The sequence below is a fragment of the Muricauda sp. MAR_2010_75 genome (assembly GCF_000745185.1).
Taxonomy (GTDB): Bacteria; Bacteroidota; Bacteroidia; order Flavobacteriales; family Flavobacteriaceae; genus Flagellimonas.
The window spans coordinates 410,786-435,484 of sequence record NZ_JQNJ01000001.1 but is presented as its reverse complement, the minus strand read 5'-3'; the positions used below and the strand labels follow the sequence as shown (position 1 = coordinate 435,484).

The window sequence follows — 24,699 nt, the reverse complement described above, 5'->3', positions numbered from 1 at the left end:
GTATTATGCTTTTGATTGTATTGGCCTGAACATGAAGTACAGTCCAATAATGATCATGGGAATGCTCAACCATTGTCCAGTGGAGAGGAGACCCAAAGATTCCTCAAACCCACCTTGACTTTTCTTGAAGAATTCCACAATAAATCGAACGACAAAAAGGAGCACCATAAACAGGCCGAAAAGATAACCGGTCTTGTCTTTTTTATCCGTTTTCCAATACAACAAGTATAGGGCAATGAAGACAAAAACATAACAAATGGCCTCATATAACTGTGCCGGGTGCCGAAAAGGAATAGACTCCAAAATATTGGCAAAATCCGGATTGTGCTCAATGGCTTTGTAGGCTGCATTGGCACTTTGTTCATTGGTATAGCCCATAGCCTTATAGGCAGGCATATCATCGGAATCCCTGATAAATCGTGTGGCCATAAAGAAGGACTCGTCCACCACTTTTCCATTGATTTCTGAATTAAAAAAGTTTCCCAATCGAACAAAACAAGCTCCAATGGCCGAAGGGATCACCAAGCGGTCCAACAACCAAAGCATATTGATATCTTTCCATTTTCGGGTATACAGCCAAACACCAAGAATAGCCGCAATGGTAGCACCGTGGCTGGCCAATCCGGTAAATCCGGTAAATTCATACCCGTTTATGATGCCAAACAAGGATTCATTGGCATTTTCCCTGATGGGCAGCAAAATTTCTGCCAAATGGTTTTTGTAGTAATCCCAGTCGTAAAAGAAAACGTGCCCCAAACGTGCCCCGAGCATAATGGAAACCACGGTGTAAATGAAGAGGGAGTCCAACTTTTCCATTGACTTTTTCTCGTTCTGGAAGATTCGTTTCATAATAAACCAGCCCACTACAAAAGCGGCAATCCAAAGTAGATTGTAGTATTTTATCTGAATAAAACCCAGTTTGAATAGGGTGCCTTCGGGGTTCCAGTTAAAGCCTAGGAAATACATCGATATAAATTTTGGACTAATATAACTACTTTGTGCGGTTGGGCAGTTGGATTGTTTAATTTTTGGTCACTATTAACCTTTTTGAAACCTTTTTGAACTTATGCCTGAACTTGATTCTTGCACTTGGTGCTTGAACTTATTAAGGCACAGGATCATACCCACTACCACCCCAAGGATTACAACTTACAATTCGTTTTATGGAAAGCCAGCCTCCTTTAAAAAGACCATGCTTTTTTAAAGCTTCCAAAGTATAGGCTGAGCACGTAGGGGTATATCTGCAGGTAGCCGGAAGATAAGGGGAGATAAGCAGTTGGTACCCTCTGACCAAGAATACAAAAGGGGCAATTAGAATCTTTTTTAATGTCATAATTCCCCAATTATGCTGTTTAATTTATACTGAACGTAGTTCCGTCCTTACCATCTTTGAGTTGAATTCCCAGAGCAGTAAGCTCGTCCCGAATCTTATCTGAAGTGGCAAAATCCTTATTGGCCCGTGCTTCGTTGCGCAATTGGATCAAGAGTTCCATAACCCCTGTCAACGCATTGGAGTCGTCTTTGGCCATGGATTGGCTTTCAATGCCCAAAACCTCATAAACAAATCCTTTAAGAGTGTTTTCCAACTCCGTTTTGTCCTCCTCTGTGATATTCTCCTTTCCTTCCTTTATCAAATTGATGTGCTTTACGGCATCAAAAAGGTGTGCAATGAGAATGGGCGTGTTAAAATCATCGTTCATGGCGTCGTAGCATTTCTGCTTCCATGTGGCAACTTCAAAATCAGATTTTGAGCCTGATTTGAGTGAACCAAGACTGCCCATGGCTTCCATCAAACGATTATATCCCTTTTCGGAGGCTTGCAATGCTTCATCACTCAAGTCCAAAATGCTGGTGTAATGGGCCTGCATCATAAAAAATCGAATTACAGCGGGTGAGTACGCTTTGCTCAAAATATCATTGTTACCACTGATGATTTCTGATGGATAAATATTATTTCCCGTGGATTTGGACATTTTCTTTCCGTTCAAGGTCAGCATATTGGCATGCAACCAATACTTTACGGGGGATTTTCCTGTACTGGCCTCGGCTTGTGCGATTTCGCATTCGTGGTGCGGAAATTTAAGGTCCATTCCACCACCGTGGATGTCAAAAGTTTCTCCCAAATACTTGGTGCTCATGGCTGTGCACTCCAAATGCCATCCAGGGAAACCATCGCCCCAAGGAGACGGCCAGCGCATAATATGCTGGGGTTCTGCCTTTTTCCAAAGTGCAAAATCCTGCGGATTGCGTTTTTCATCCTGTGCGGTAAGCTCACGGGTGTTGGCGATCATATCCTCCAACTTTCTTCCGCTGAGTTTACCGTATTCATGGTCCTTGTTGAATTTGATCACATCAAAATAGACAGAACCATTGGCTTCATATGCATATCCTTTTTCAAGAATTTCCTTGATGATCTCTATCTGCTCAATAATATGTCCCGTTGCGGTAGGCTCAATACTGGGAGGTAATAAGTTGAACTGTTGTAGGGTATTGTGAAAATCCACGGTGTAGCGTTGCACCACTTCCATGGGTTCAATCTGTTCCAGTTTTGCTTTTTTGGCGATTTTATCCTCGCCATCATCCGCATCATTTTCCAAATGCCCGGCATCAGTAATGTTGCGGACATAACGCACTTTGTAGCCCAAATGCTTAAAGTACCTGAAAATCATATCGAAAGACATAAACGTACGGCAGTTCCCTAAATGCACATTGCTGTACACCGTTGGTCCACAGACATACATGCCAATATGGCCTTCATTTATGGGTTGAAAAACCTCTTTTTTTCCTGTAAGTGAATTGTGTACTCTAAGGGTTTGGTCCTTGTAAAGTTGCATTGAAAAACGTGGCGTTAAAAGTCGGTATCCAGATTGATGTAGTCCAAAAATTCCCTTCGTATGGCTTCATCCTTGAATTTACCACCATATTCTGCGGTAACGGTGCTGCTTTCAATATCGCGAATGCCTCGGGAATTCACACATAAATGTTTAGCATCTATGACACAGGCCACATCTTCGGTTCCCAGAACCTGCTGGAGTTCTTTTACAATTTGTATATTCAATCGTTCCTGAACCTGTGGACGTTTGGCATAGTAATCCACCACGCGATTCATTTTCGACAAACCAACCACGGTACCATTGGAAATATAGGCAATATGGGCCCTACCAATGATGGGCAACAAGTGGTGCTCGCAAGTGGAGTAAAGCACAATGTTCTTTTCCACCAACATTTCACCGTACTTGTATTTGTTTTGAAAAGTGGACGATTCAGGTTTGCGCTTTGGGTGCAATCCGCCGAACACCTCTTTCACATACATTTTGGCCACCCTTTTTGGGGTGCCCGCAAGACTGTCGTCGTCCAAATCAAGTCCTAAAGTCAACATGATTTCACGGACATTTTTCTGTATTCTTTCGATTTTTTCCTCATCGCTCAATACAAAAGCATCATCCCTGATTGGAGTCTCCGTTGAAGAGCCAACATGGTCGTTGCCCCTTTCCTCATACTGTTCTTCCAAAGCCTGCTCTAATTTCATAGCTGTTTCTTCAAGACAGCAAAGATAACATTAATGAATGATTTAACATCCGCTATGGGGAGTTTGACAACATAAATTATTGTTAAGGCAAGTGCTGTACTACTTTTATAATGCCCAAACCTACAGTCTTTTATGGTAAAATCGGTTACTGGAACTTTACTCTTTTGCCTTTTCTGGCAATTTTCGCATGCCCAGGTCTCCCAAGAATGCGTCAATGCCATACCTATATGCAGTAATACGCCCATTAACGGAGGAACGAATGGCTTTGGAGTGGATGATTTTAATGGGGCAGCTTCCAGTGGCTGTTTGGAGCAGACCTTGTCCGGAGCCATAGAATCCAACTCTGCCTGGTATAGATTCAGAACTTCAGCCTCAGGTCAATTGGGCTTTAATATTGGGCATAACAGTAATGAAGATTGGGATTTTGCATTATATCAAGCTTCTGATTGCAATAATTTGGGAGAACCCGTCCGCTGTAATTTTTTCGACAATAGCGAAAACAAAAGTTTCATTGGGGTAGGCGTAGACCCAATGGGAGACGAAGATTCGGTACATTACGAGGACTGGCTCGACGTAAACGCCGGAGAGGATTATTATCTCTTCATCAATAATTTTAGCAACGCAAATTCCGGTTTTTCCATTCAATTTACCGGAGATATTTGGGTAACCAACCCTACCGACGCGTTGGACTGTTCAATCATCAATAACCTTTTGGGGCCTCCCATAGCGGCTTGTGAAAACGATACCGTTGTTTTGGATGCCACTACTTCAGGAGCCATGAGCTATGAATGGTATAGTGATACAGGAAGTGGATTCCAACTCATTTCGGGGGCTACAGCATCCACCTATACAGCAACAAATTCGGCACAATATCGCGTGGTGGTCACCACCAGTATAGAGACTATTATTAGTGATGTCCAGGTTGGATTTACCCCTGTGCCTTTTACTCAGGTCATGGCAGATGAGGTGTTTTGCCATGTTCCTGATATGATTTTTGATCTTGGTACCAAAGATTCAGAAGCTTTGGGTTCGCAAAACCCCGATGATTTTGTGATAAGTTACCACGGTTCCCAAACGGATGCTAATTTGGGAATCAATCCCTTGCAAAAAGAATATGCAAAAAGTTCAGGTCAGGAGACAATTTATGTACGAACTACCTCTTTGGCCAATCCAAATTGTTACGATGCTTCTGAAAACTTTGTTTTGGATGCTATTGAGACTCCTGAGCTCACTTTTTCGGAGGAAGCAGTTATTTGTGAAAGCATGGGCTATGTTGAAATTGGGGAAACCATGCCCAATCCGGCCTACACGTATCAGTGGAGCACTGGGGAACAGACCCCAACTATTATGGTCTCCAATGCGGGAGAATACACAGTAACAGCCACAAATTCTTCCAGTGGATCATCCTGTGAGGTGAGCAGAACCGTTATGGTGAGCATATCCACTTTGCCGAGCATAGCCGATGTAACCATAGACGTTCAAGATTTGCGGACCAATAATACAGTTACCATTATTACCGAAACGGATGCCACAAATCTGGAATACCGGTTAGATGATGGTCCCTATCAAGCCAGTAACATTTTTGAAGGTGTCTCCCCGGGCGACCACAAAGTATACATGCGAGATATTTATGGCTGTGGTGAGGTTGAGGACGATATTGTTGTGGTTGGATTTTTGACGACTTTTTCACCAAATGGGGATGTGCTCAACGAAAGCTGGCATATTGATGGATTATCAGAACTCAATTCTCCTATCGTGACCATTTACGATAGGTATGGAAAGTTGATCAAGCAGATGACCGAATTTGATGCTGGATGGGACGGAAGCCTTAATGGCCAACCACTGCCATCTACCGATTATTGGTTTAAATTGTCCTATGTGGATGATAATGGGAATCGGGTCAATGCCAAATACCTTCAGAGTCATTTTTCATTAGTGCGATAGGCTGATGCGCATTTTGTCGATTAACTGCACATTTTTTCGACTAGCGTATACTAAAATAGTGGTAGTGGGAGTTATACAGGTTAGATTGTAGAATAACCTTTAGCCCCAAAATTCTATGAGAGCTCTATTTAGCGCTATCTGTTTATTGCTATTCTCCTTTGCAGCCAGCGCCCAAAACTCCCCAGATTGTAGAACAGCCATACCTGTTTGTGCAGACGCCCCTATTTTGGGGACTACGGATGGAAGCGGTGATATTGATGATTTTGACCCAGAAGTGATTACCCAGACCGGTTGTTTGGAAAAAGGGAGCAATAGTTCGGCGAATATAGAAAACAATACAGAATGGTACGTTTTCAGAGCCGGAACGGATGGGCAGATAGGTTTTGATATTGAGGCGCTCCCAGGCCCTACCGGAATTATAACTGCTGAATGGGATTTTGCGTTGTACGGACCTTTTGATGAGACCTCGGGACAGACCTTTTGTACCATTATTGGGGATGGAAGCGCCCAACCCATTCGATGCAACTATGAAACCAACGATACCAATTTTACCGGAATAGGGGTAAATCCTGTGGATGGAAGGGAAGGGGCCCCTTTTGTAAAGCAAAGCCAGAATACCTACGATGAATGGTTGGATGTAACCGCTGGTGAAATCTATTATCTCTATATCAACAACTACAACACCAATTTTGATGGAGACCCAGAATCGTTTGAGTTGACCTTTACCGGAAGCTCTGTTGATGCCGATCAAGACAATGCGTTGGACTGTACCCTTCGCGATGAATTTTTGGGATTGGATATTGTGGCCTGTGAAGGTGATCCCGATATTGTGCTCAGTGCATTGAATTCGCCGGCAGGGCCCAATATTTCCAATATTACCTGGACTTTGGACAGGGATGATGACGGTACCATTGACGAAATTTTAGCCACTGGCGCCACTGAGACCGAATATACAGTCACCAGTCCAAACTCTGGTCGTTATTTTGTTTCCATTGAAAACAATGTAGGGCAAATTTATTCTGATGATATTCTCATCACTTTCCACGGAGAACCCGTTTTGGAAGATATCGTGATAACAGACCTTGAAACCAGCAATCAATCCGACCCCTATAGTGTTGAATTTATAGTGGAAGGCAATAGTGATTATGAGTATGCCATCAATGGGGGAGAGTTTCAGGATGATCCCGTATTTCCAGATGTGCCACCGGGCATGAATGAGGTCACTGTTAACGATAAAAATGGATGCGGGACCCTGATCAGTCAGTTTTTGGTGGTGGGCTACCCTAAATTCTTTACACCCAATGGCGATGGACTACACGACAACTGGAATGTTTTTGGTATAGAAAGGCTCACGGACCCTGTTATCTATATTTTTGATCGTTACGGTAAATTGTTAAAAGAACTAGATCCCAGTCTTGGATGGGACGGTACTTTTAATGGCAGGGATTTACCTTCTTCCGACTATTGGTTCCGGTTGGATTATGATCGTGATGACAGCGGTGTGATAGTGGCGCGTTCTGTGCGCAGGCACTTTTCTTTAGTGCGATAAGATTTAAACAGAAAAAGGCCGGAATTCCTTCGGACCTTAATTTTTTTTCTTTACTAGCTGTTAGAATTTAAAGGTATACCCCAATGAAATATTAGTGTTTATCCGGTTTACCATGGCAGCACTGTTTATACCAGAATCAAAAAAGAAGGCATTCACATCTTGTTCTGTTCTGCTGAAGGCCAAATCCAACCTGCTTCCGCCAAAACTATAGCCAATACCTCCAGAGAAGCCATTAAGGTCGCCTACAATGTCCCCATTTTCATAGGGACTACTTTCAAAACGGTAACCACCTCGTAGACTAACTTCATCAAAACGGATTTCGCCTCCCAATCTATAGGTATTTACCACGCCCAATGCATCGGCGATGAAATCGTTTTCAGCAGAAAAATTTGGGTCCGAGGTAGGTCGAAGTTCTGCTTGCGACATATCCTGATAGCCGTAATCAAAACTCAAAAGTCCGTCCTCCCCAAAAACAACAGCAACACTACCGGTAAGTTTTCCTGGCGTTTTTATTCGGTATTCATCATAAAGGTTTACGATGCCAAAGTCTATAAAATTGATGTCGGAAACGGCCAAACTGGAGTTGATGCGTTGCGAAAAATCATCGGTCAGTTCATACCAGGTAGGGGACTGATAGCTGCCGCCAACACGGACACTTTCGTTCAATTTTGCTATAGCTCCCAAACTAAAAGAGAACCCAAAACCTTCGGTGTGCAAGAGATTGTCAAATGAGGTAAACTGAACGGGGGAATCTTGATCATACCCATCTTCATCCAAAAAAGTTATCCGATCGTAAAGCACGGTGTGAAAATTCAAGGACGCCCCCAAATAGAGATTTTCCTCATACTGGCTAGCAAAGTTCAGGGTAAATTTACTGTTATACCCTGATGTGCTACGTAAATACTCTTGTCGCACATTACTGTAGGAAGCATTTGAAAAATAAGACGTATTGGCATCGTCATCCTCGGTAGGCTCGATAAGCCCTGCCTGAAAGCCCAAAAAGGCCTGCTGGGCTCCAAAACCAAGACTTGACCCTATATCCAAATAGGCCTCCTCAATGAATTCGCCTTGCTGCACACGAAGCGGCCCCAAAGGCTCTCCATCAGCAAAGTTCAAGAAATAATTGTCTATGCCCAATGCTGTATTTCCGGCGGCATAAAACTCATTGTCAAAGTTTTGAGCCATATCATAGTTAAAGGCCAGTGCAATTTTTTTCCAAGGGCTATTATTGGATTTAAAGATAAGAACGCCTCCCACTTGGTTCAAATCCAAAGAGTTGATTGTTGTGTTGCGGACATTGTTACCGAAAAGCGCATCATTGTTCCTGTGGTAATTGGAACCGGTCACGCTCAGCTCGCTGTAATTGAAAACTGCAGAGCCAGCTGGGTTGACATTTAGGGAGGAAAGGTCGCCGCCAAGGGCTCCAAAAGCCCCGCCCATGGCTTGAAATCTTGCCGTTCCAATAAGGTCTTCCGTGCTATATCTAAGTACGTCATCTATGATTTGGGCACTTGAGTATGCGCATACCAACACCATAATGAGAGTTGAAATTCGTTTCATTTCCCGAGATTTAGTTTTACGATAAATTTTATAGGAATATTAGTTTCTTCCGTTACCTCTTCCAGATCTGGAACCACCTGATCTACTTGCACCTCCTGAACTTCTTGAGCTGCCACCAGAGCTTCTGTAGCTTCCGCTACTGGAACTTCTAGATCCGCTACTTCTATAGCTTCTGGAACTGGAACTACTTGAAGACCTGTTATAGCTACCTCTACTAGGTGCTGAAGTCCTTGGAGCAGATTGATAACTTCTAGTGCTTCTTCCAGAGCTTCGGTATGTTGGAGAAGAGGAACTCCTGTTCAGGTTTCCACTCCTGCTATAGGAGCTATTGCTTCTGGATGATGGTGAAGTACCGTACGATCGGTAGTTTCTGGAACTATTACTGTAGTTGGGAGAAGTACGGGTACTTCTACTGGTCCTGTAATTTCTGTTTCTTGCAATGGCGTCGGCGCTGACATTTCTTCTGGCCGTTGTTCCACTGTTATATGATCGAGACGTTCTGGATGCACCCACAGATCTATTGGAACGACCACTATCGGTACTGTACCTTGAGGTGTATCCACTTGTTCTTGAGGCCAAGTTGGATCGTCCCCGCAATGCGGTACCTGGGATTGTGGAAGAGGAATATCCTCTACGTCCACGACTGAAGGCATAGTTTCTTCCGTAGTAATTATTATAGTAATAGGGTCTCCAACCGTAATTGTAATAGCCTCCCCAGCCCCAATAACCGGCATAGCCCCAGCCCCAATATGGACTGTTCCAACCACCGTAGTAGCCACCCCAGCCCCAACGGTTCCATCTCCAGGGGTTGTTCCATCCCCAATTGTAATAGGGATATCCACCCCAACCATAGCCAAAGCCCCAGTATGGACTGTTCCAGCCCCAACCATAGCCACCCCAGCCCGAGTTGTCATAGACATTGATAGTCAGGCTTTGGGGGTTATCACCCCATCCAGGATTACCATTATAGGTATTGTTGTAAGCGAAATAATCGGTTTGTTCACCATAAGGAATGGAGTCATTTTGTGCTTGACTGGAATAGCTATCAACATCGGTGAAAATATCATCATCAAGAATTTCTCCATATTCATTGGCCTTATCGCCAAAATAATCACCATAAAGGTTGCTTTCTCGGTCCTCAAGGCGAACGGCTTCTGCAGATTTTTTCTCTACATGTACCACTCTATTGCTGCTGGCATAGATGCCATCATCATAATATGAGGCTTGCTGATACGATCCACAGGAAGCCGCAAGTAGAGCGACCACAGGGAGTATGGCAAATGCCTTAAATTTTGGAAGGGGTGTAGACTTTATCATTGTGCAATTTTTATTGTTGAACATACTAAAAATAATTAGTTTTACCGAATTATTCTTGCTAATAAAAACACAAGTTTTGTGCCAAACTACAGTAGATGGGTAAAAATTTAACAAGTCGCGCCGAAGATTATTCCAAATGGTATAATGAACTTGTCGTAAAATCGGATTTAGCTGAAAACTCTGGAGTTAGGGGTTGTATGGTGATAAAACCCTACGGGTACGCCATATGGGAGAAAATGCAGGCGCAACTCGATAAAATGTTCAAGGAAACGGGTCATGAAAATGCCTATTTCCCACTTTTCATTCCAAAATCATACCTTAGTAAAGAAGCAAGCCACGTAGAGGGTTTTGCCAAGGAATGTGCCGTTGTGACGCACTATCGCCTGAAGAATGCCGAGGATGGCAGTGGTATTGTGGTTGATGAAGATGCAAAGTTGGAGGAGGAGCTTATTGTTAGGCCTACATCAGAAACCATTATTTGGGATACCTATAGAAGATGGGTACAGTCCTACCGTGATTTGCCCATATTGGTGAACCAATGGGCCAATGTGGTACGTTGGGAAATGCGGACTCGTCTGTTTCTGAGAACTGCTGAATTTTTATGGCAAGAAGGCCATACCGCCCATGCTACTAAACAGGAAGCTGTAGAGGAAGCGGAATTGATCATGAATTTGTACGCAGAATTTGCGGAAGAACACATGGGGGTACCTGTAATAAAAGGGACCAAGACCGAGAGTGAACGTTTTGCCGGAGCGGAGGAGACCTATTGCATTGAGGCATTGATGCAAGATGGAAAGGCGCTTCAGGCTGGAACATCACACTTTTTGGGGCAAAATTTTGCCAAGGCATTTGACGTGAAATTTGCCAACAAGGAAGGGCAACAAGAATATGTTTGGGCCACATCTTGGGGGGTCTCTACCCGATTGATGGGCGCTTTGGTGATGACGCACAGTGATGATAACGGATTGGTACTTCCTCCAAAATTGGCTCCCATTCAGGTGGTGATCGTGCCTATTTATAAGGGATTGGACCAACTGGATGCCATTTCAGAGAAAGTGGAACCTTTGGTGAGGGAACTAAAGGCCAAAGGCCTTTCCGTAAAATACGATAAAAGGGATACCCATAAGCCCGGGTTCAAATTCAATGAGTACGAATTGAAGGGGGTTCCCGTACGTTTGGCTGTGGGGCAGCGCGATTTGGAGAATGGCACGTATGAGGTGGCCCGACGTGATACGCTTCAAAAAGAATCGGTGAAGGCCGATGAGGTTGTAGATAAAGTAGTTTCCTTGATGGACGAGATTCAGGAAAACATCTTTAACAAAGCACTGGATTACAGAAAAGAGCATATCACCGAGGTTGATTCTTATGAGGAATTCAAGCAAGTGATTGAGGAAAAAGGTGGATTTGTTTCGGCACATTGGGATGGTACTTCGGAAACCGAGGATAAGATAAAAGAGGAGACCAAAGCAACCATTCGATGTATTCCCTTGGATGCAAAACAGGAGGATGGAAAATGTATGGTGACGGGAAATCCATCCAACCAAAGGGTGCTGTTTGCGAAGGCCTATTAAGCAGTGGTCAAAAAATAAAAATTACTGTTGCAAGACTTAAAAATAGTTGTATTTTTGCATCCGCAATTGTGCAACCTTAATGGCCCGTTCGTCTAGGGGTTAGGACGCCAGGTTTTCATCCTGGTAACAGGGGTTCGATTCCCCTACGGGCTACAACGTTTATTGAAATTGGGAAAACGAGGTTGAGTAGCCTGGGTTTTTCCGAAAATAATGGCCCGTTCGTCTAGGGGTTAGGACGCCAGGTTTTCATCCTGGTAACAGGGGTTCGATTCCCCTACGGGCTACTAAAAAAGAATTAGAAAGTATAAATCAAGACAATGGCAAATCATAAGTCAGCATTAAAGAGAATCAGAAGAAACGAAGCGGTTCGTTTGCGTAATAGATATCAGCATAAGACCGTGCGTAATGCCATCAAAAAATTGCGCACCGAAGAGGACAAGAAAGCTGCTGAAGCCTTGTTGCCCACTGTTGTTGGTATGATCGATAAATTGGCCAAGAAAAACATTATTCACAGCAACAAAGCGGCCAACTTAAAGAGCAAATTAATGAGCAAGGTTGCTGCCATGTAATCCATTTGTTCATTTAAGTATATAAAAAAGCCCCAATTTTGGGGCTTTTTTATTGGTATTAAATCAATTTTTATTGAAAATTCCTTCTTCTATGGATAATCACCCCTACCAAAAAAGTTCCATATAAAACGAAGATGAGCCCGATTAACCAATCATGCAAATGAAATTTGGTATATAGTTCAGGTGCCCAATATAGGAACAGTAATGTAAATGGAAAGTAGGCATAGAATATGCCCAACCCCACGCTGGTCCAAAACATTAAATTGTATTTCAATGATTTGAAACTGTTCCACTGAAACTTCTCCTTCAAATATAAGGCTATGGCAGACAACAGAATCAATGCGGAAATGAGTTCGGCAATGTACAAATGGGAGTAATGGGGATTTTGAAAAAATAAACTGATCAGAAAACTCCCCATACTGACGGATGCGCCATACAGCACCCATTTTTTATGTTTTTTGTCATTTAAAATTTTCCAATAAATGTAGAAGAAATAGCTATAGGTGACCACCGAATAAATATTGTAAATAATCACATTGTACCAGTGATACCTATCATCTGAAACCAATTGGAAACTATCGGTGAACTTTACCAAATACCCCAGCAATTCGGTGAGCAGGGTGTACATAAGGTATATAGGGTAATATTTTAAAACCGTGTCGTAGTAGGTGCGATACCATATAACCGAGGCCAGCCACACAATGAAGTAAAAGGGGAGGATTATAAAATCCGTATTTAAAGTTTCAATGAATTCCTCAATCATTTATGTGTTGGCATATTGGGCAAAGAAATTAGATTTATGCTGAAAATATAAAAAAAGCCCCAATGTTTGGGACCTTTATTTTTTCAACGGCGTTGAAACTATCGAAATGCTTTTCTTTTTCCCGCCAAAAGACCTATAATGAAACATCCGTACATTATTCCAATTAGACTGAGCAATGTACGTCTTAAATAAAATTGTACATCAATACTGATATTCCCAAAAATCAAAACCAAGGGAAAAATCAGATAAAAGGTAAGTAGACCCATACTGACCCAAAACAATAAATTATGTTTTTGGGGATAAAAACTTTCTTCGGATTTCTTTTCAAGAAAATACAAGACAAGTATAAAAATCAGGATAAAGGAACCAACAATATGTGCATAGCTTAATCTATTGTGCAGAGGGTTGGCAATGATAGAATTGACGATGTACGCCAAAATGCAAAGATAACTACCATACTTCACCCATTTTTTATGAGATTCTTTTTTAAGCGCTCTATGATAAACACGGTAGAAAAACAAAAAGAAGATCAATTGGTAAATGTTATAAATAATCACATTATGCCATGCGTATCGATCATCGGAAAAAAACAAAAATTGATCGTTGTACTTGATAAAATAACCCAAAAGCTCAGTGAAAAAGGTATAGATTACAAGCATGGGAAGGTACTTCAAAGGCGTGTCAAAAAACCTCTTATATCGAATTACTGAAATTATCCAGGTGATTAAATAAAGAAATAAAGGAAACTGACTGCTAATTAGTTTGACAAGATTTTCGGTAGTCATCCTTTTTAGAAATCTCCATCAGGTGGTGGCCCTGAATTACTATGGTTTAGGTTAAGACTTTTGCCTTGTTGTAGTATTGCCGGAGTGGCAAAACTGGGGGCAAAACTGGCATAAGACTTATTTCCATCTTTGGTAGTACTGCCTACGGCAGTTTGTCCAACAGCATTTTTGATGAGTTTGGCCTTGCCATCTTCACCAATATAAAAGCCGTATTCCCCATCAGCTGTTTCCATGGTGGGTACTATAAAAATGGAATTTTGTCTCGGGTGCACTATTTTTTTTCCATCGGGAAAATCCGCCTTATCAGGATAATTGGCAAAATAGAACCGCAATGAAGAAATATCCACCTCGGCGTCTTTGGCCTCCTGTTCAATATAGTCCATATATTGCTTAATGTCGGCATAACTGAATGAACTAAAACGGGCAGCTTCAAATTTTTCGGTACTCCGCTCGGCTTCATATTTATGAATGATGTCCAAACGGTTCTTGGTGTAATTGTCATACAGGGACTTTGATTCCTCCAAGGAGATGATTCCCTCCGGTGGTGCAACAGGTTCTTGCTCTTCCGCTGCTTTTGATTCGGCGGGTTCCTCTTTCTTAGGGCCTTGTTGGCATGCAGTAAGTGTGAATAAAAAAGCACCTAGCAATACAGTGGCAACTTTTTTGAGGTTTTTCATAGTTAAAGTGTTTTAGAGTTCGGTTTTGGGGAAACTGATTTAAAGATAGGTTTTTTCTTTAAAACTATTCAAGAAAAAACCCTTTGAGATTTCTCAAAGGGTTTTTAAATAGCTGTATATCAATCATTTGATTTAATTGTTCATCGTAAGCAGAAACTCTTCGTTGTTTTTGGTCTGCTTAATGCGCTGCTCCATAAATTCCATGGCCTCCACAGGATTCATGTCTGCCAAATACTTACGCATGATCCACATACGTTGAATGGTGTTTTCGTCCAACAATAGATCGTCCCTTCGGGTAGATGAAGAAATAAGGTCGATGGCAGGGAAAATTCTTCGGTTGGAAATACGTCTGTCCAACTGAAGCTCCATGTTACCGGTACCCTTAAATTCTTCAAAAATTACCTCGTCCATTTTAGAGCCGGTCTCTGTTAACGCCGTAGCAATAATGGAAAGCGAACCTCCATTTTCAATGTTACGGGCCGCACCAAAGAAACGTTTCGGTTTATGCAATGCATTGGCATCCACACCACCACTCAATACCTTACCAGAAGCAGGTTGTACAGTGTTGTAGGCACGGGCCAATCGGGTAATGGAATCCAAAAGGATCACCACATCATGGCCACATTCCACCAAACGTTTGGCTTTTTCCAACACAATATTGGCCACGCGAACGTGTTCAGTAGCTTCTTTGTCGAATGTTGAGGCAACCACCTCGCCACGCACATTACGTTGCATGTCGGTAACTTCCTCAGGCCGCTCATCAATCAAAAGGATGATTTGGTATACCTCTGGGTGATTGGCAGCAATGGCATTGGCTATATCCTTCAACAACATGGTCTTACCCGTTTTGGGCTGGGACACGATCATACCACGTTGTCCCTTGCCAATAGGGGAGAACAAGTCCATAATCCGGGTGGAAATGGTGCTCTGACGTTCTGCCAGTTTAAATTTTTCCTTTGGAAACAAGGGGGTAAGGTGCTCAAAGGATACCCGATCCCGAACCACTTGTGGATCTAGACCGTTGATTTTGTTCACCTTGATCAGGGGGAAATATTTCTCACCTTCTTTTGGAGGTCTAATGTTACCCAAAACCGTGTCCCCGGTCTTCAGCCCAAACAATCTGATCTGCGATTGCGATACATAAATATCATCGGGTGAAGAAAGGTAGTTGTAGTCCGAAGAGCGCAAGAACCCATAACCATCCTGCATGATATCCAAGACACCTTCACTCTCAATAATGCTGTCAAACTCAAATTCAGGTTCTTTGTACCTATTTTTTAAGTCTTTGTCAAAATTGCTGTTCTTTTTGTCGTGGCTACCACCTTTTTGGTGCTGGCTGGTTCTTCTATTGTTGTTTTGTCCCTTTGAAGCAGTGTTGTTCTGCTTGTGATCCTTTTTTTGAGGCGGACCTTTAGGCTCCTCTTTTTTGGAGTTGGTGTCATCTTGCACGGATGCTGGTTTTTCGCTGGCCTCGGCCACTTTTTCCTTTGGCTCATTTTTTTTTGGCCTTGGGGCTCTGGTACGCTTTGGTTTTGGGGTGGGGGTACCATTGTTTTGCGGTGCTGAGGTGCTTTCTGCTACGGCCTTTGGGTTGGAAGCCTGGACATCTAGTATTTGATAAACTAGATCAAGCTTTTTCAATGATTTGAATTTGGGAACGTTAAGACCCTTGGCAATCTCTTGCAACTCAGGAAGCTTTTTAGCTTTTAGATCTGAAATCTCGAACATTAAGTAATGAATAAGTTAAACTGTGTATAATCTGAAAATATTGAAGTAAAAAAGTTATTTGAGTGCTACTGGAGGAAAGATTTCCTAGGTAAGTGCTTCGCTAATAACACCACAAGTATACAAATTATTTTTCAAGAATAAGGCCTGATTTCTCAAAAAGACGCCTATTTTTGCATTTTGAAATCAAATTACACAATGATTCAACGAATTCAGACGTTTTTTTTGGTGGTTGTTGCACTTATTACAGGTGTACTGCCCTTTTTTCTGAATTTGTGGATTGATGTGGATGGGAAGGAAATCTATGCCGAAAACGAACTGTGGATCAGTATTGCATTTTATGCCTCGGCAGTGTTGGCAGCGGTTTCAATTTTTATGTATAAGAACAGACAAAATCAATTTGTGGTAAACAGATTGAATATGATATTGAACCTTTTTTTACTAGGATTTTTCGTTTATCGATCGCTAAGCTTATCCGGAGAGACCGTGGTTTCTGAGAAGGGTATTGGGATGCTGATTCCTGTATTTTCTATCGTTTTTCTGGTCCTGGCCAACAGGGCCATCAAAAAGGATGAAGATCTTGTAAAATCTGTTGATCGCTTACGTTGAACCTAACATCTTAGTAGTATTAGTGCGAAAAAACCCTGGCCTCGGCCGGGGTTTTTATGTTTTATTCATCGTTTTCCCAACTCCACAACCTCCAAATCTGAAATTTTATCTCCATCAATCGCAAACCGTAACATGGTACGAACTTGGTGAAAACCATGTTTCCCGCACGCACCGGGATTCATGTGAAGCAATCCCAATTTTTTGTCGTTCATCACTTTAAGGATATGGGAATGCCCACAAATGAATAGTTTTGGGGGATTCAACTTGATTTCTTCGCGTATTCGTACATCATATCTATTAGGGTAGCCACCTATGTGTGTGATCCAAACATCCACCCCTTCGCACATAAACCTATTGTGTTCAGGGAATTCTTTTCGCACATTGTGGTCATCGATGTTACCATACACCGCCCTGACTGGTTTCAATGCCTTAAGTTGGTCAGTTACGCTGATGTCTCCAATGTCCCCAGCGTGCCAGATTTCATCGGTCTGGGCAGCGTATTTTAAAATAGTTGGATCTATATGGCCATGAGTGTCCGATAGCAATAGAATTTTGGTCATAACGCTAAAAATATGCTAAAAAATAGGGGTTGGATTCCTATTGGAAGGGATTGAATTATCTTTAACGACTTAAAAGTAAGGCATTCCATTGAGATATTTTATCCAATTTTCCTATTTCGGAAAAGCATACCACGGATGGCAGAACCAACCCAACGCCATTACCTTGCAAGAGGTATTGGAAAAAGCCCTATCTACCTTATTGCGACAAAAAGTGGAAGTCGTTGGTGCGGGCAGGACCGATACTGGGGTGCATGCCAAGGAAATGTTTGCCCATTTTGATTTTGATGAAATTGAAAATAAGGAGGATTTGGTCTATCGGCTCAATGCCTTTCTGCCCGGAGATATTGCTGTGCAACAACTGTATCAAATGGTTTCTGAGGCACACGCCAGGTTTGATGCTTTTGAACGGACTTACGAATATTGGGTGGTACAGGAAAAGAATCCATTTTACTTTGATTCTGCCCATTTTGTGAAATATCCATTGGATTTAGAGGTCATGAACAAAGCGGCAACCTATTTATTGGATCATACGGATTTTGAATGTTTTTCCAAATCCAATACCGATGTAAAGACCTATAGATGTGATGTGCGTCAGGCCATTTGGGAAGAAAAGAAAGATAAATTAGTGTTCACCATTACCGCAGACCGCTTTCTAAGGAATATGGTGCGGGCCGTAGTGGGAACCTTGTTGGATGTAGGGATGGGCAAGATGGCTCCCGAGGAAATCCACACCATAATTGAAAGCAAGAGCAGAAGTGAGGCCGGGGCGTCTGTCCCCGCAAAAGGATTATATTTGACCAAGGTTTTGTATCCTAAAGAAATATTTGATGAGCAAAAGTGAAGAAATAGGCAAAGCGTTTGATTTTAGACTTTTCAAACGTGTATTTGCGCATACCAAACCCTACAGGGTCATTTTTTGGGTAGTAGCCATTGCAGCCATATTATCTGCTGCATTTGCCGTAGAGATTCCCATTTTGGTAAGGGATATCATCAATGAGGCGCTTGACAATAAAAACTCCCAAGAATTATTGACCGCTGTTCTGTTGATGCTTGCCGTACTCGTTGGTCAGGTGACCACACAATTGGCCTTTAATTACTACGCCAACCTTTTGGGGGAGTCCGTGATCAAGGATATTCGGGTAAGGCTCTTCAAAAAAATGATGGGTTTTAAAATGACCTATTTCGATAATTCCTCAATCGGGGTATTGGTGACACGAGCCGTGGCCGATATGCAGCGTATCGGGGAGATTTTCAGTCAAGGATTTTTTATGATTGTGGCCGATGTACTCAAAATGTTATTGGCGGCAGCCATAATGCTCTACACCAGTTGGAAATTGGCGCTCATTGTTTTTGCTATTTTGCCAGTGATCCTTATCGCTACGAGACTCTTTCAGCAAGCCATGAAAGTGGCCTTTATTGAAGTGAGGGCCCAAGTGGCCAATCTCAATTCCTTTGTGCAGGAACGCATCGCCGGAATGAAGATCGTACAACTTTTTAATCGTGAAGAGATTGAAAAGGAAAAATTCAGGGTCATCAATGAAAAACACCAAAATGCTTGGTTGAAAACCGTTTGGTACAACTCCATTTTCTTTCCTGTTGCCGAAATTTCCTATTCCATAGGCATTGGATTGGTGGTGTATTTTGGAGTTATTCAGAACATTGAGAATGTGGGATTGGATGATACAGGCTCCATTTTTGCCTTTTTCTTTTTGATGGACCTCCTGTTCCGTCCCCTGAGACAAATTGCAGATAAGTTCAACACCCTACAAATGGGAATGGTGGCTGCCAACCGCGTGTTCAAGATTTTGGATACCGATAGCCATATTGCCGATGAAGGTTCCGTGATAAAAGAGGATGTCAAGGGAGACATCAAATTCAAGGATGTTCGGTTTGGCTACGTTAAGGACGAAGAGGTGCTGCACGGTATTTCCTTTGAGGTAAAAGCGGGCGAAACCGTGGCCATTGTGGGAGCCACCGGTGCCGGAAAATCCACCATCATCAACTTGCTCAACCGTTTTTACGAAATTAATTCTGGGCAAATTTTAATTGATGGGATCAGTATACATGATTATACTTTGCAATCCCTTCGTTCACACATTGCCATTGTATTGCAGGATGTTTTTCTTTTTGCGGATACCATTGCCAATAACATCTCACTACGTGATGAAAATATTTCGGTATCAGAAATAGAGACGGCCGCCAAACAAATTGGGGTGCACGAATTCATTTCGAGCCTTCCAGGGGGCTATCAATATAATGTAAAGGAAAGGGGAACCATGCTATCTAGTGGACAACGACAATTAATAGCTTTCTTGCGGGCCTATGTGAGCAACCCCAGTATATTGATCTTGGATGAGGCCACATCTTCTGTAGATACCTATTCTGAGCAATTGATCCAACAAGCTACAGACAAGATTACCGAAGGAAGGACATCGATCATCATTGCACACCGACTGGCGACCATCAAAAAAGCCAGTAAAATTATTGTGATGGATGAGGGACAGATCGTAGAGATTGGAACTCATAAAGAGCTCCTCAAAAAAGGAGGCTACTATAACGATCTGTACAAGGCACAGTTCTTGGAAGAGGAAGTGGCCTAACTTATTTCGGAGAAAGCATCTCCATGCTTACCTGACCTGTCCATAATAACATATAGATGATTAAGGAGCCTATGGCTATCATCAAAATAGATAGTAAAACAAGATAGGCCAAGCCACGGAAGAACGTGCCTCCAAATCGGGTTTGGTGTATTTTTCCCAATACATAGAATTGATAAACAATAGTTATCAGCAGATATACCCAATTGAATACGTCGTATTGTAGCTTGAGCAGTCCAAATAAAATTAGCGACACTATTACTTGTACAAAGGAAACTTGTCCAATAATGTAAGCGTTGGCCACCAAATGTTCCGTGTAGTTCATTTTTTTACGACCTAAAAACAGCAACCAGGTGAAGAGGGCATAAAAGGGTAGGATCAAATAGGCCAGAAGGGTTCTGTAATCAAAAACGGTAACCATATAAGGGTTGTCTTGATCGGTGATGCTACTATGAGTGAGGTTTACATGGTATATATTTCTCAATATAAAAATCAGCAACCCACCAAGTGTGGCTGCAATGGCAAAATAACCAGTAGGATTCATGTATTTTTTCCGCACACCAGAAATGTAACTGGTTATTACAACCTCTGGTAGGGAAATAAGATGCCGAAAAGTTTTAAAGAGGGTATTGTCCAGATTAAAGACGAGATGGCCTAGATCTTGGCTAACATTTTTCAGGGTCAATCTTTTATGGATGACTTTTGCACCGCAAGTAGGGCAGTAGTCAAAAAGGGATTGTAAATTGGCATGGCAGTTTTTGCACTCCATCACCCCAAATCTTTCTTGATGAATTGAATAAGCTCTTCTGACGTTTTAAAAGGAACAAACTCTCCATTCTTAATATAGGAAATGGAACCGGTTTCTTCACTCACCACAAGGCAAATGGCATCCGTTTTTTCGGTGATGCCCACAGCGGCGCGGTGCCTCAATCCAAATCGAAGTGGAATGTTCCGGTCATTGGAAACGGGCAAAATCACCCTAGTTGCCGTGATAAAATTATCCTGAATCACTGCGGCACCATCGTGCAAAGGACTGTTCTTAAAAAAGATGCTTTCCAAAATGGGTTGTGTTACCTCAATGTTCATGGCATCTCCGGTAGATTTTATAAAATCCAGGGAATTATTGCGTTCAATCACAATGATGGCCCCGGTTTTGGTACTTCCCATCCGTTCACAGGCTGCAACAACGGCCTCAACATCAGTAACTGTGGGAACAGCCTCCTGTTTCAAAAATTTAAAGTGACGGATAAAATTCCGTTTGGAAGCAAAATTGGTAGAACCGATCATCAACAGGAATTTTCGTATCTCTTGTTGAAACACGATGATCAAGGCAATAAGCCCAATGTTCATGAACCCACCGACCATGCTGCTGATCATTTTCATTTGCAGAAGTTCCGTGAGTTTCCAAAGCGCCCAGACTATAACGATACCTATAAAAATGTTGATGGCCACCGTACCCTTGACCAATTTGTAGATATAATAGAGCAGCGCGGCCACGAGCACAATGTCTATGATGTCTGTGATTTTAAACTCAAGAAAATTTAAAAATTCCAACCGCGGTGTTTTTGTAAAATTAGCAAAAATAGCAGAACCAAAAATTAGAGGGCGTTTGCTTTCAATGCTTCCACAAGTTTAACACATTCCACGGCTTCTTTTACATCGTGTACCCGCAAAATGTTGGCCCCTTTTAAAAGCGCAATCGTATGCAAAGCCGTGGTTCCGTTCAAGGCCTCTTTTGGATTTGAGTTCAACACCTTGTAGACCATGGATTTTCGACTTAACCCTATAAGTAAGGGCACTTCAAAGGTTTTAAAAAGGTCCAGATGGTTCAAAAGGGTATAATTCTGCTCAGTGGTCTTGGCAAACCCAAAGCCAGGATCAATAATGATGTCGTTTATTTTTTTTGAATTGGCCTCTTGCATTTTTTTTGAAAAATAAAATCGGAGGTCTTTGATCAAGTCATCATATTTAGCTTCTTTTTGCATGGACTGTGGCGTACCCTTCAAATGCATCATAATGTAAGGAACTTGATAATGGGCAACGGTATTGAACATTCCAGTATCCAGATTTCCTGCAGCAATATCATTGATCAGGGCAGCACCCCGTTCTAAACTTTCGGCGGCAACCTTACTCCTAAAGGTATCCACAGAAATCAGGGTTTTGGGAAAATGTTTCAAAATCAACCCAATTATGGGGAGCATTCGTTTGAGTTCCTCGTCTTCATCCACATGCTCCGCACCGGGCCGGGAACTATAGGCGCCCATATCAATAAAAGAGGCACCATCCTCCAACATCATTTCAACTTGTTTCAAAATAGCGGCTTCATCCTTATATTTTCCACCGTCATAAAAAGAATCCGGGGTAAGGTTAAGAATGCCCATTACTTTAGGCACGGATAGGTCTACGAGTTCACCTTTGCAGTTTATGGTCATAAAGAATACCTGCTTCGTTTGGGTTTCATTATCTTTGGCGAAGTGCTTTTGGGCACTTTCATTTGGACGAAATTTACGCAAATTAGCAACAATACATGCAGCAGACTTCCCAACAATATGATGCGGTGATTCAAACCTGCCGGGAATTGTTTTTAAAAAAGGCGCAAGACTATGGTACCGCATGGCGTATTTTGCGGCTTCCTTCCCTTACCGACCAGATTTTTATCAAGGCACAGCGTATTCGAAGCCTGCAACAAAATGCAGTTCGGAAAGTGGACGAGGGGGAGCAGTCAGAATTTATGGGGATCATCAATTATTCCATCATGGCACTCATCCAAATTAAGAAAGGTATTGTGGAACAACCTGATTTAACGGCTGAGGAAGCCATTGCCCTGTACGATGAGGAAGTTGCTATCACCAAAAAGTTGATGGAGGATAAAAACCACGATTATGGAGAGGCATGGCGCGATATGCGGGTGAGTTCCTTGACGGATTTGATTTTGCAGAAAGTACTTCGGGTCAAACAGATTGAGAATAATCAAGGCGCAACTTTAGTTAGCGAAGGTGTGGATGCCAATTATCAAGATATGGTCAATTATGCAGTGTTTGCACTGATACATTTAAGCAAAAAAGAATGAAATATTTGGTTTGGATTTCAAGAATCCTTGTTGGGGTGTTGTTCATTATCAGTGGACTCATCAAATTGAACGACCCTGTTGGGTTTTCGTTCAAATTGGAAGAATATTTTAGCCCCGCTGTGTTGGATTTACCTTTTTTAGAGCCCATAGCTTTGGGAATCTCCATTTTTGTGGTCATCGTCGAGGTGCTATTGGGTGTACTTTTATTGATAGGATTTAAACCCAAGATTACCGTGTGGAGTCTTTTGGCGATGATCGTTTTCTTCACCTTTCTCACTTTTTATTCTGCATACTTTAATAAAGTAACCGACTGTGGCTGTTTTGGCGATGCCATAAAATTGACGCCGTGGGAGTCCTTCACGAAAGATGTAATTCTGTTGGTGTTGATTCTGATTTTGTTTTTCGGGCAGAAATACATCACGCCACTTTTCAATACAAAAACCAACTGGATTGTGGGTGGAGCGGCACTATTGGCCTGTATCCTCTTTGCCAACCATGTATTGAACCATTTGCCATCAGTAGATTTTAGACCCTATAAAATCGGAGCTAATATTGAAGAAGGGATGACCGTACCGGAAGGTGCCCCAGAGCCCATTTACGAATACGCATGGCGATTTAAGGTAAATGGAGAGGACCAAATTGTGGTTACGAATGGTGATTATCCTTCAGTGGATGGTGAATTTGTGGATGTGGAGACCACACAAATACAAGAAGGATATGAACCACCCATTCATGATTTTACCATTGAGAAGGACGGCCAAAACTTTGCCTCTGAATTTTTGAACGAAGATAAATTGGTGATGGTGGTTGCCTACGACTTGGCCAAAAGCAACTATAGTGCTTTTACAGAAGTGGCCCAAGTCACCGAAAAAGCCAAGCAAAAAGGATATAAGGTGATTGGCATGTCAGCCTCCAACGATGAATTGGCCAATACGATGGAACAGCAATACAAATTGCCTTTCGATTTTTATTTTACCGATGAGACCGCTTTAAAAACCATTGTTCGCTCCAATCCGGCCGTATTGGTATTGAAACGCGGAACCATTCAACAAAAAGTACATTACAACGACCTCGATGAACTTTCTTTTTAATTATAGAACACAAGAAAAACCAACAACATGAGAACAAAAATAGTGGCAGGAAACTGGAAGATGAACAAGAACATGGAAGAAACAGAGGCATTATTGGCCGAACTTTCCGCAAAACTGCCCGATACCAAAGCCCAAGTTATTGTCTCACCCACGTTTGTGAATTTAGCAGCGGCGAAAAGGAGCCTTCAAGCGTCCACCATTCAAGTGGCAGCCCAGAACATGCATTTTGCAGAAAGTGGTGCCTACACTGGTGAGATTTCTGCGGATATGCTATTGAACATTGATGTGGATATTGTCATCCTCGGTCACTCTGAGCGCCGCGCCTATTTCGGGGAAACCGATGAACTGTTGGCCAAAAAAGTGAAAACCGCTGTGGAAAAAGGAATGAAGACCATTTTCTGTTTTGGCGAGGAATTGGAAGACCGAAAGTCTGATAACCACTTCTCCGTAGTGGAAAGTCAGTTGAAAAATGCCCTGTTCGATTTGGATGCCGAAGCGTGGAAGAACATCATTTTGGCTTACGAACCCGTTTGGGCCATCGGTACAGGTGAAACTGCTTCACCGGAGCAAGCCCAAGAGATGCATGCCTTTATCAGAAAAACCATTGCGTCCGCTTACGACGCTTCCGTAGCCGATGAGGTTTCCATTCTGTACGGGGGCAGTGTTAAGCCCGACAATGCTTCGGACATTTTCTCAAAACCTGATGTTGACGGCGGATTGATAGGAGGTGCTTCTTTGAAATCAGATGATTTTGTGGCCATTATAGCCGCAATTTAATTGACA

23 protein-coding genes and 2 tRNA genes are annotated in these 24,699 nt (G+C 42.3%); 12 read left to right on the top strand and 13 right to left on the bottom strand.

From position 1 onward, the window contains the following. Positions 1-3: 3 nt before the first annotated feature. From lgt to folE, 4 genes are all read right to left on the bottom strand, one after another. The gene (gene lgt, locus FG28_RS02100) at positions 4-966 is read right to left on the bottom strand and encodes a prolipoprotein diacylglyceryl transferase (RefSeq protein WP_036379514.1); all 963 of its coding nucleotides are present in this window, start codon (positions 964-966) and stop codon (positions 4-6) included. 139 nt (positions 967-1,105) lie between these two features. Next, a complete protein-coding gene (yidD, locus tag FG28_RS02095; RefSeq protein ID WP_036379512.1) occupies positions 1,106-1,333 on the bottom strand; it encodes a membrane protein insertion efficiency factor YidD in 228 nt (75 codons plus the stop codon). Positions 1,334-1,352: 19 nt separating this feature from the next. After that, entirely contained in the window at positions 1,353-2,834 is a 1,482-nt protein-coding gene (cysS, locus tag FG28_RS02090) for a cysteine--tRNA ligase (protein WP_036379509.1), read from the bottom strand. A 14-nt stretch (positions 2,835-2,848) separates the two neighbouring features. After that, positions 2,849-3,529, bottom strand: a complete 681-nt coding sequence (gene folE / locus FG28_RS02085; protein ID WP_036379507.1) for a GTP cyclohydrolase I FolE — start codon at positions 3,527-3,529, stop codon at positions 2,849-2,851. Between the two features lie 132 nt (positions 3,530-3,661). Here folE and FG28_RS02080 point away from each other — a divergent pair, with 132 nt between their 5' ends. Together FG28_RS02080 and FG28_RS02075 are read left to right on the top strand one after the other, a co-directional pair. After that, positions 3,662-5,473 (top strand): T9SS type B sorting domain-containing protein, encoded by a 1,812-nt coding sequence (locus FG28_RS02080; RefSeq protein ID WP_036379505.1) that lies wholly within the window; start codon positions 3,662-3,664, stop codon positions 5,471-5,473. Positions 5,474-5,588: 115 nt separating this feature from the next. Continuing rightward, a complete protein-coding gene (locus tag FG28_RS02075; RefSeq protein ID WP_036379503.1) occupies positions 5,589-7,022 on the top strand; it encodes a T9SS type B sorting domain-containing protein in 1,434 nt (477 codons plus the stop codon). A 60-nt stretch (positions 7,023-7,082) separates the two neighbouring features. On the opposite strand, the gene FG28_RS02070 is transcribed toward FG28_RS02075, so the two are convergent. Then, positions 7,083-8,582, bottom strand: coding sequence for an OmpP1/FadL family transporter (locus FG28_RS02070; protein ID WP_036379501.1), 1,500 nt, complete (start codon positions 8,580-8,582; stop codon positions 7,083-7,085). A 39-nt stretch (positions 8,583-8,621) separates the two neighbouring features. Beyond that, positions 8,622-9,899, bottom strand: coding sequence for a hypothetical protein (locus FG28_RS19980; RefSeq protein WP_051947152.1), 1,278 nt, complete (start codon positions 9,897-9,899; stop codon positions 8,622-8,624). Positions 9,900-9,994: 95 nt separating this feature from the next. Between FG28_RS19980 and proS the strand changes: the two genes are divergently transcribed. From proS to rpsT, 4 genes are all read left to right on the top strand, one after another. Then, complete coding sequence (proS, locus tag FG28_RS02060; protein ID WP_036379499.1) at positions 9,995-11,470, top strand: proline--tRNA ligase; 1,476 nt, start codon at positions 9,995-9,997, stop codon at positions 11,468-11,470. Between the two features lie 81 nt (positions 11,471-11,551). Continuing rightward, positions 11,552-11,623 (top strand) — tRNA-Glu (locus FG28_RS02055). 59 nt (positions 11,624-11,682) lie between these two features. Next, positions 11,683-11,754, top strand: a tRNA-Glu gene (locus FG28_RS02050). A 33-nt stretch (positions 11,755-11,787) separates the two neighbouring features. After that, entirely contained in the window at positions 11,788-12,039 is a 252-nt protein-coding gene (gene rpsT / locus FG28_RS02045; RefSeq protein WP_036379498.1) for a 30S ribosomal protein S20, read from the top strand. Positions 12,040-12,109: 70 nt separating this feature from the next. Here rpsT and FG28_RS02040 read toward each other — a convergent pair whose 3' ends face one another. The 3 genes from FG28_RS02040 to rho all read right to left on the bottom strand — a co-directional run bounded on the left by FG28_RS02040 (position 12,110) and on the right by rho (position 15,992). Further along, positions 12,110-12,802, bottom strand: a complete 693-nt coding sequence (locus tag FG28_RS02040; RefSeq protein ID WP_036379496.1) for a hypothetical protein — start codon at positions 12,800-12,802, stop codon at positions 12,110-12,112. Between the two features lie 790 nt (positions 12,803-13,592). Next, positions 13,593-14,264: a hypothetical protein gene (locus FG28_RS02030; RefSeq protein ID WP_036379491.1), complete on the bottom strand. Its 672-nt coding sequence runs from the start codon at positions 14,262-14,264 to the stop codon at positions 13,593-13,595. Positions 14,265-14,396: 132 nt separating this feature from the next. Continuing rightward, positions 14,397-15,992, bottom strand: coding sequence for a transcription termination factor Rho (rho, locus tag FG28_RS02025; protein ID WP_036379489.1), 1,596 nt, complete (start codon positions 15,990-15,992; stop codon positions 14,397-14,399). Between the two features lie 195 nt (positions 15,993-16,187). On the opposite strand from rho, the gene FG28_RS02020 reads away from it, so the two are divergent. After that, positions 16,188-16,598, top strand: coding sequence for a DUF4293 domain-containing protein (locus tag FG28_RS02020; RefSeq protein WP_036379487.1), 411 nt, complete (start codon positions 16,188-16,190; stop codon positions 16,596-16,598). Between the two features lie 65 nt (positions 16,599-16,663). On the opposite strand, the gene FG28_RS02015 is transcribed toward FG28_RS02020, so the two are convergent. Then, positions 16,664-17,158 carry a metallophosphoesterase gene (locus FG28_RS02015; protein WP_036379485.1) on the bottom strand — a complete coding sequence of 165 codons (495 nt, stop codon included), beginning with the start codon at positions 17,156-17,158 and terminating at the stop codon, positions 16,664-16,666. 88 nt (positions 17,159-17,246) lie between these two features. Here FG28_RS02015 and truA point away from each other — a divergent pair, with 88 nt between their 5' ends. Together truA and FG28_RS02005 are read left to right on the top strand one after the other, a co-directional pair. Continuing rightward, positions 17,247-17,999, top strand: a complete 753-nt coding sequence (gene truA, locus FG28_RS02010) for a tRNA pseudouridine(38-40) synthase TruA (protein WP_036379482.1) — start codon at positions 17,247-17,249, stop codon at positions 17,997-17,999. After that, positions 17,986-19,758, top strand: a complete 1,773-nt coding sequence (locus FG28_RS02005) for an ABC transporter ATP-binding protein (protein WP_036379479.1) — start codon at positions 17,986-17,988, stop codon at positions 19,756-19,758. The genes truA and FG28_RS02005 overlap by 14 nt, the downstream gene beginning before the upstream one ends. Before the next feature lies 1 nt (position 19,759). Here FG28_RS02005 and FG28_RS02000 read toward each other — a convergent pair whose 3' ends face one another. The 3 genes from FG28_RS02000 to folP are packed head-to-tail and all read right to left on the bottom strand — an operon-like array spanning position 19,760 to position 22,187. Further along, a complete protein-coding gene (locus FG28_RS02000) occupies positions 19,760-20,524 on the bottom strand; it encodes a DUF3667 domain-containing protein (protein WP_036379478.1) in 765 nt (254 codons plus the stop codon). Further along, on the bottom strand, positions 20,524-21,309 hold the full coding sequence (cdaA, locus tag FG28_RS01995; RefSeq protein ID WP_036379476.1) for a diadenylate cyclase CdaA: 786 nt from the start codon (positions 21,307-21,309) through the stop codon (positions 20,524-20,526). Before cdaA ends, FG28_RS02000 begins: the two co-directional genes overlap by 1 nt. A gap of 44 nt (positions 21,310-21,353) precedes the next feature. Continuing rightward, complete coding sequence (folP, locus tag FG28_RS01990; protein WP_036386051.1) at positions 21,354-22,187, bottom strand: dihydropteroate synthase; 834 nt, start codon at positions 22,185-22,187, stop codon at positions 21,354-21,356. A 95-nt stretch (positions 22,188-22,282) separates the two neighbouring features. Between folP and FG28_RS01985 the strand changes: the two genes are divergently transcribed. From FG28_RS01985 to tpiA, 3 genes are read left to right on the top strand one after another with little or no spacing between them, the layout of a single operon-like run. Then, positions 22,283-22,825: a DUF1599 domain-containing protein gene (locus FG28_RS01985; protein WP_036379474.1), complete on the top strand. Its 543-nt coding sequence runs from the start codon at positions 22,283-22,285 to the stop codon at positions 22,823-22,825. Next, positions 22,822-23,916 carry a BT_3928 family protein gene (locus FG28_RS01980; protein ID WP_036379472.1) on the top strand — a complete coding sequence of 365 codons (1,095 nt, stop codon included), beginning with the start codon at positions 22,822-22,824 and terminating at the stop codon, positions 23,914-23,916. Before FG28_RS01985 ends, FG28_RS01980 begins: the two co-directional genes overlap by 4 nt. A gap of 27 nt (positions 23,917-23,943) precedes the next feature. Then, complete coding sequence (tpiA, locus tag FG28_RS01975) at positions 23,944-24,693, top strand: triose-phosphate isomerase (RefSeq protein ID WP_036379469.1); 750 nt, start codon at positions 23,944-23,946, stop codon at positions 24,691-24,693. The last annotated feature ends 6 nt before the right edge of the window (positions 24,694-24,699 follow it).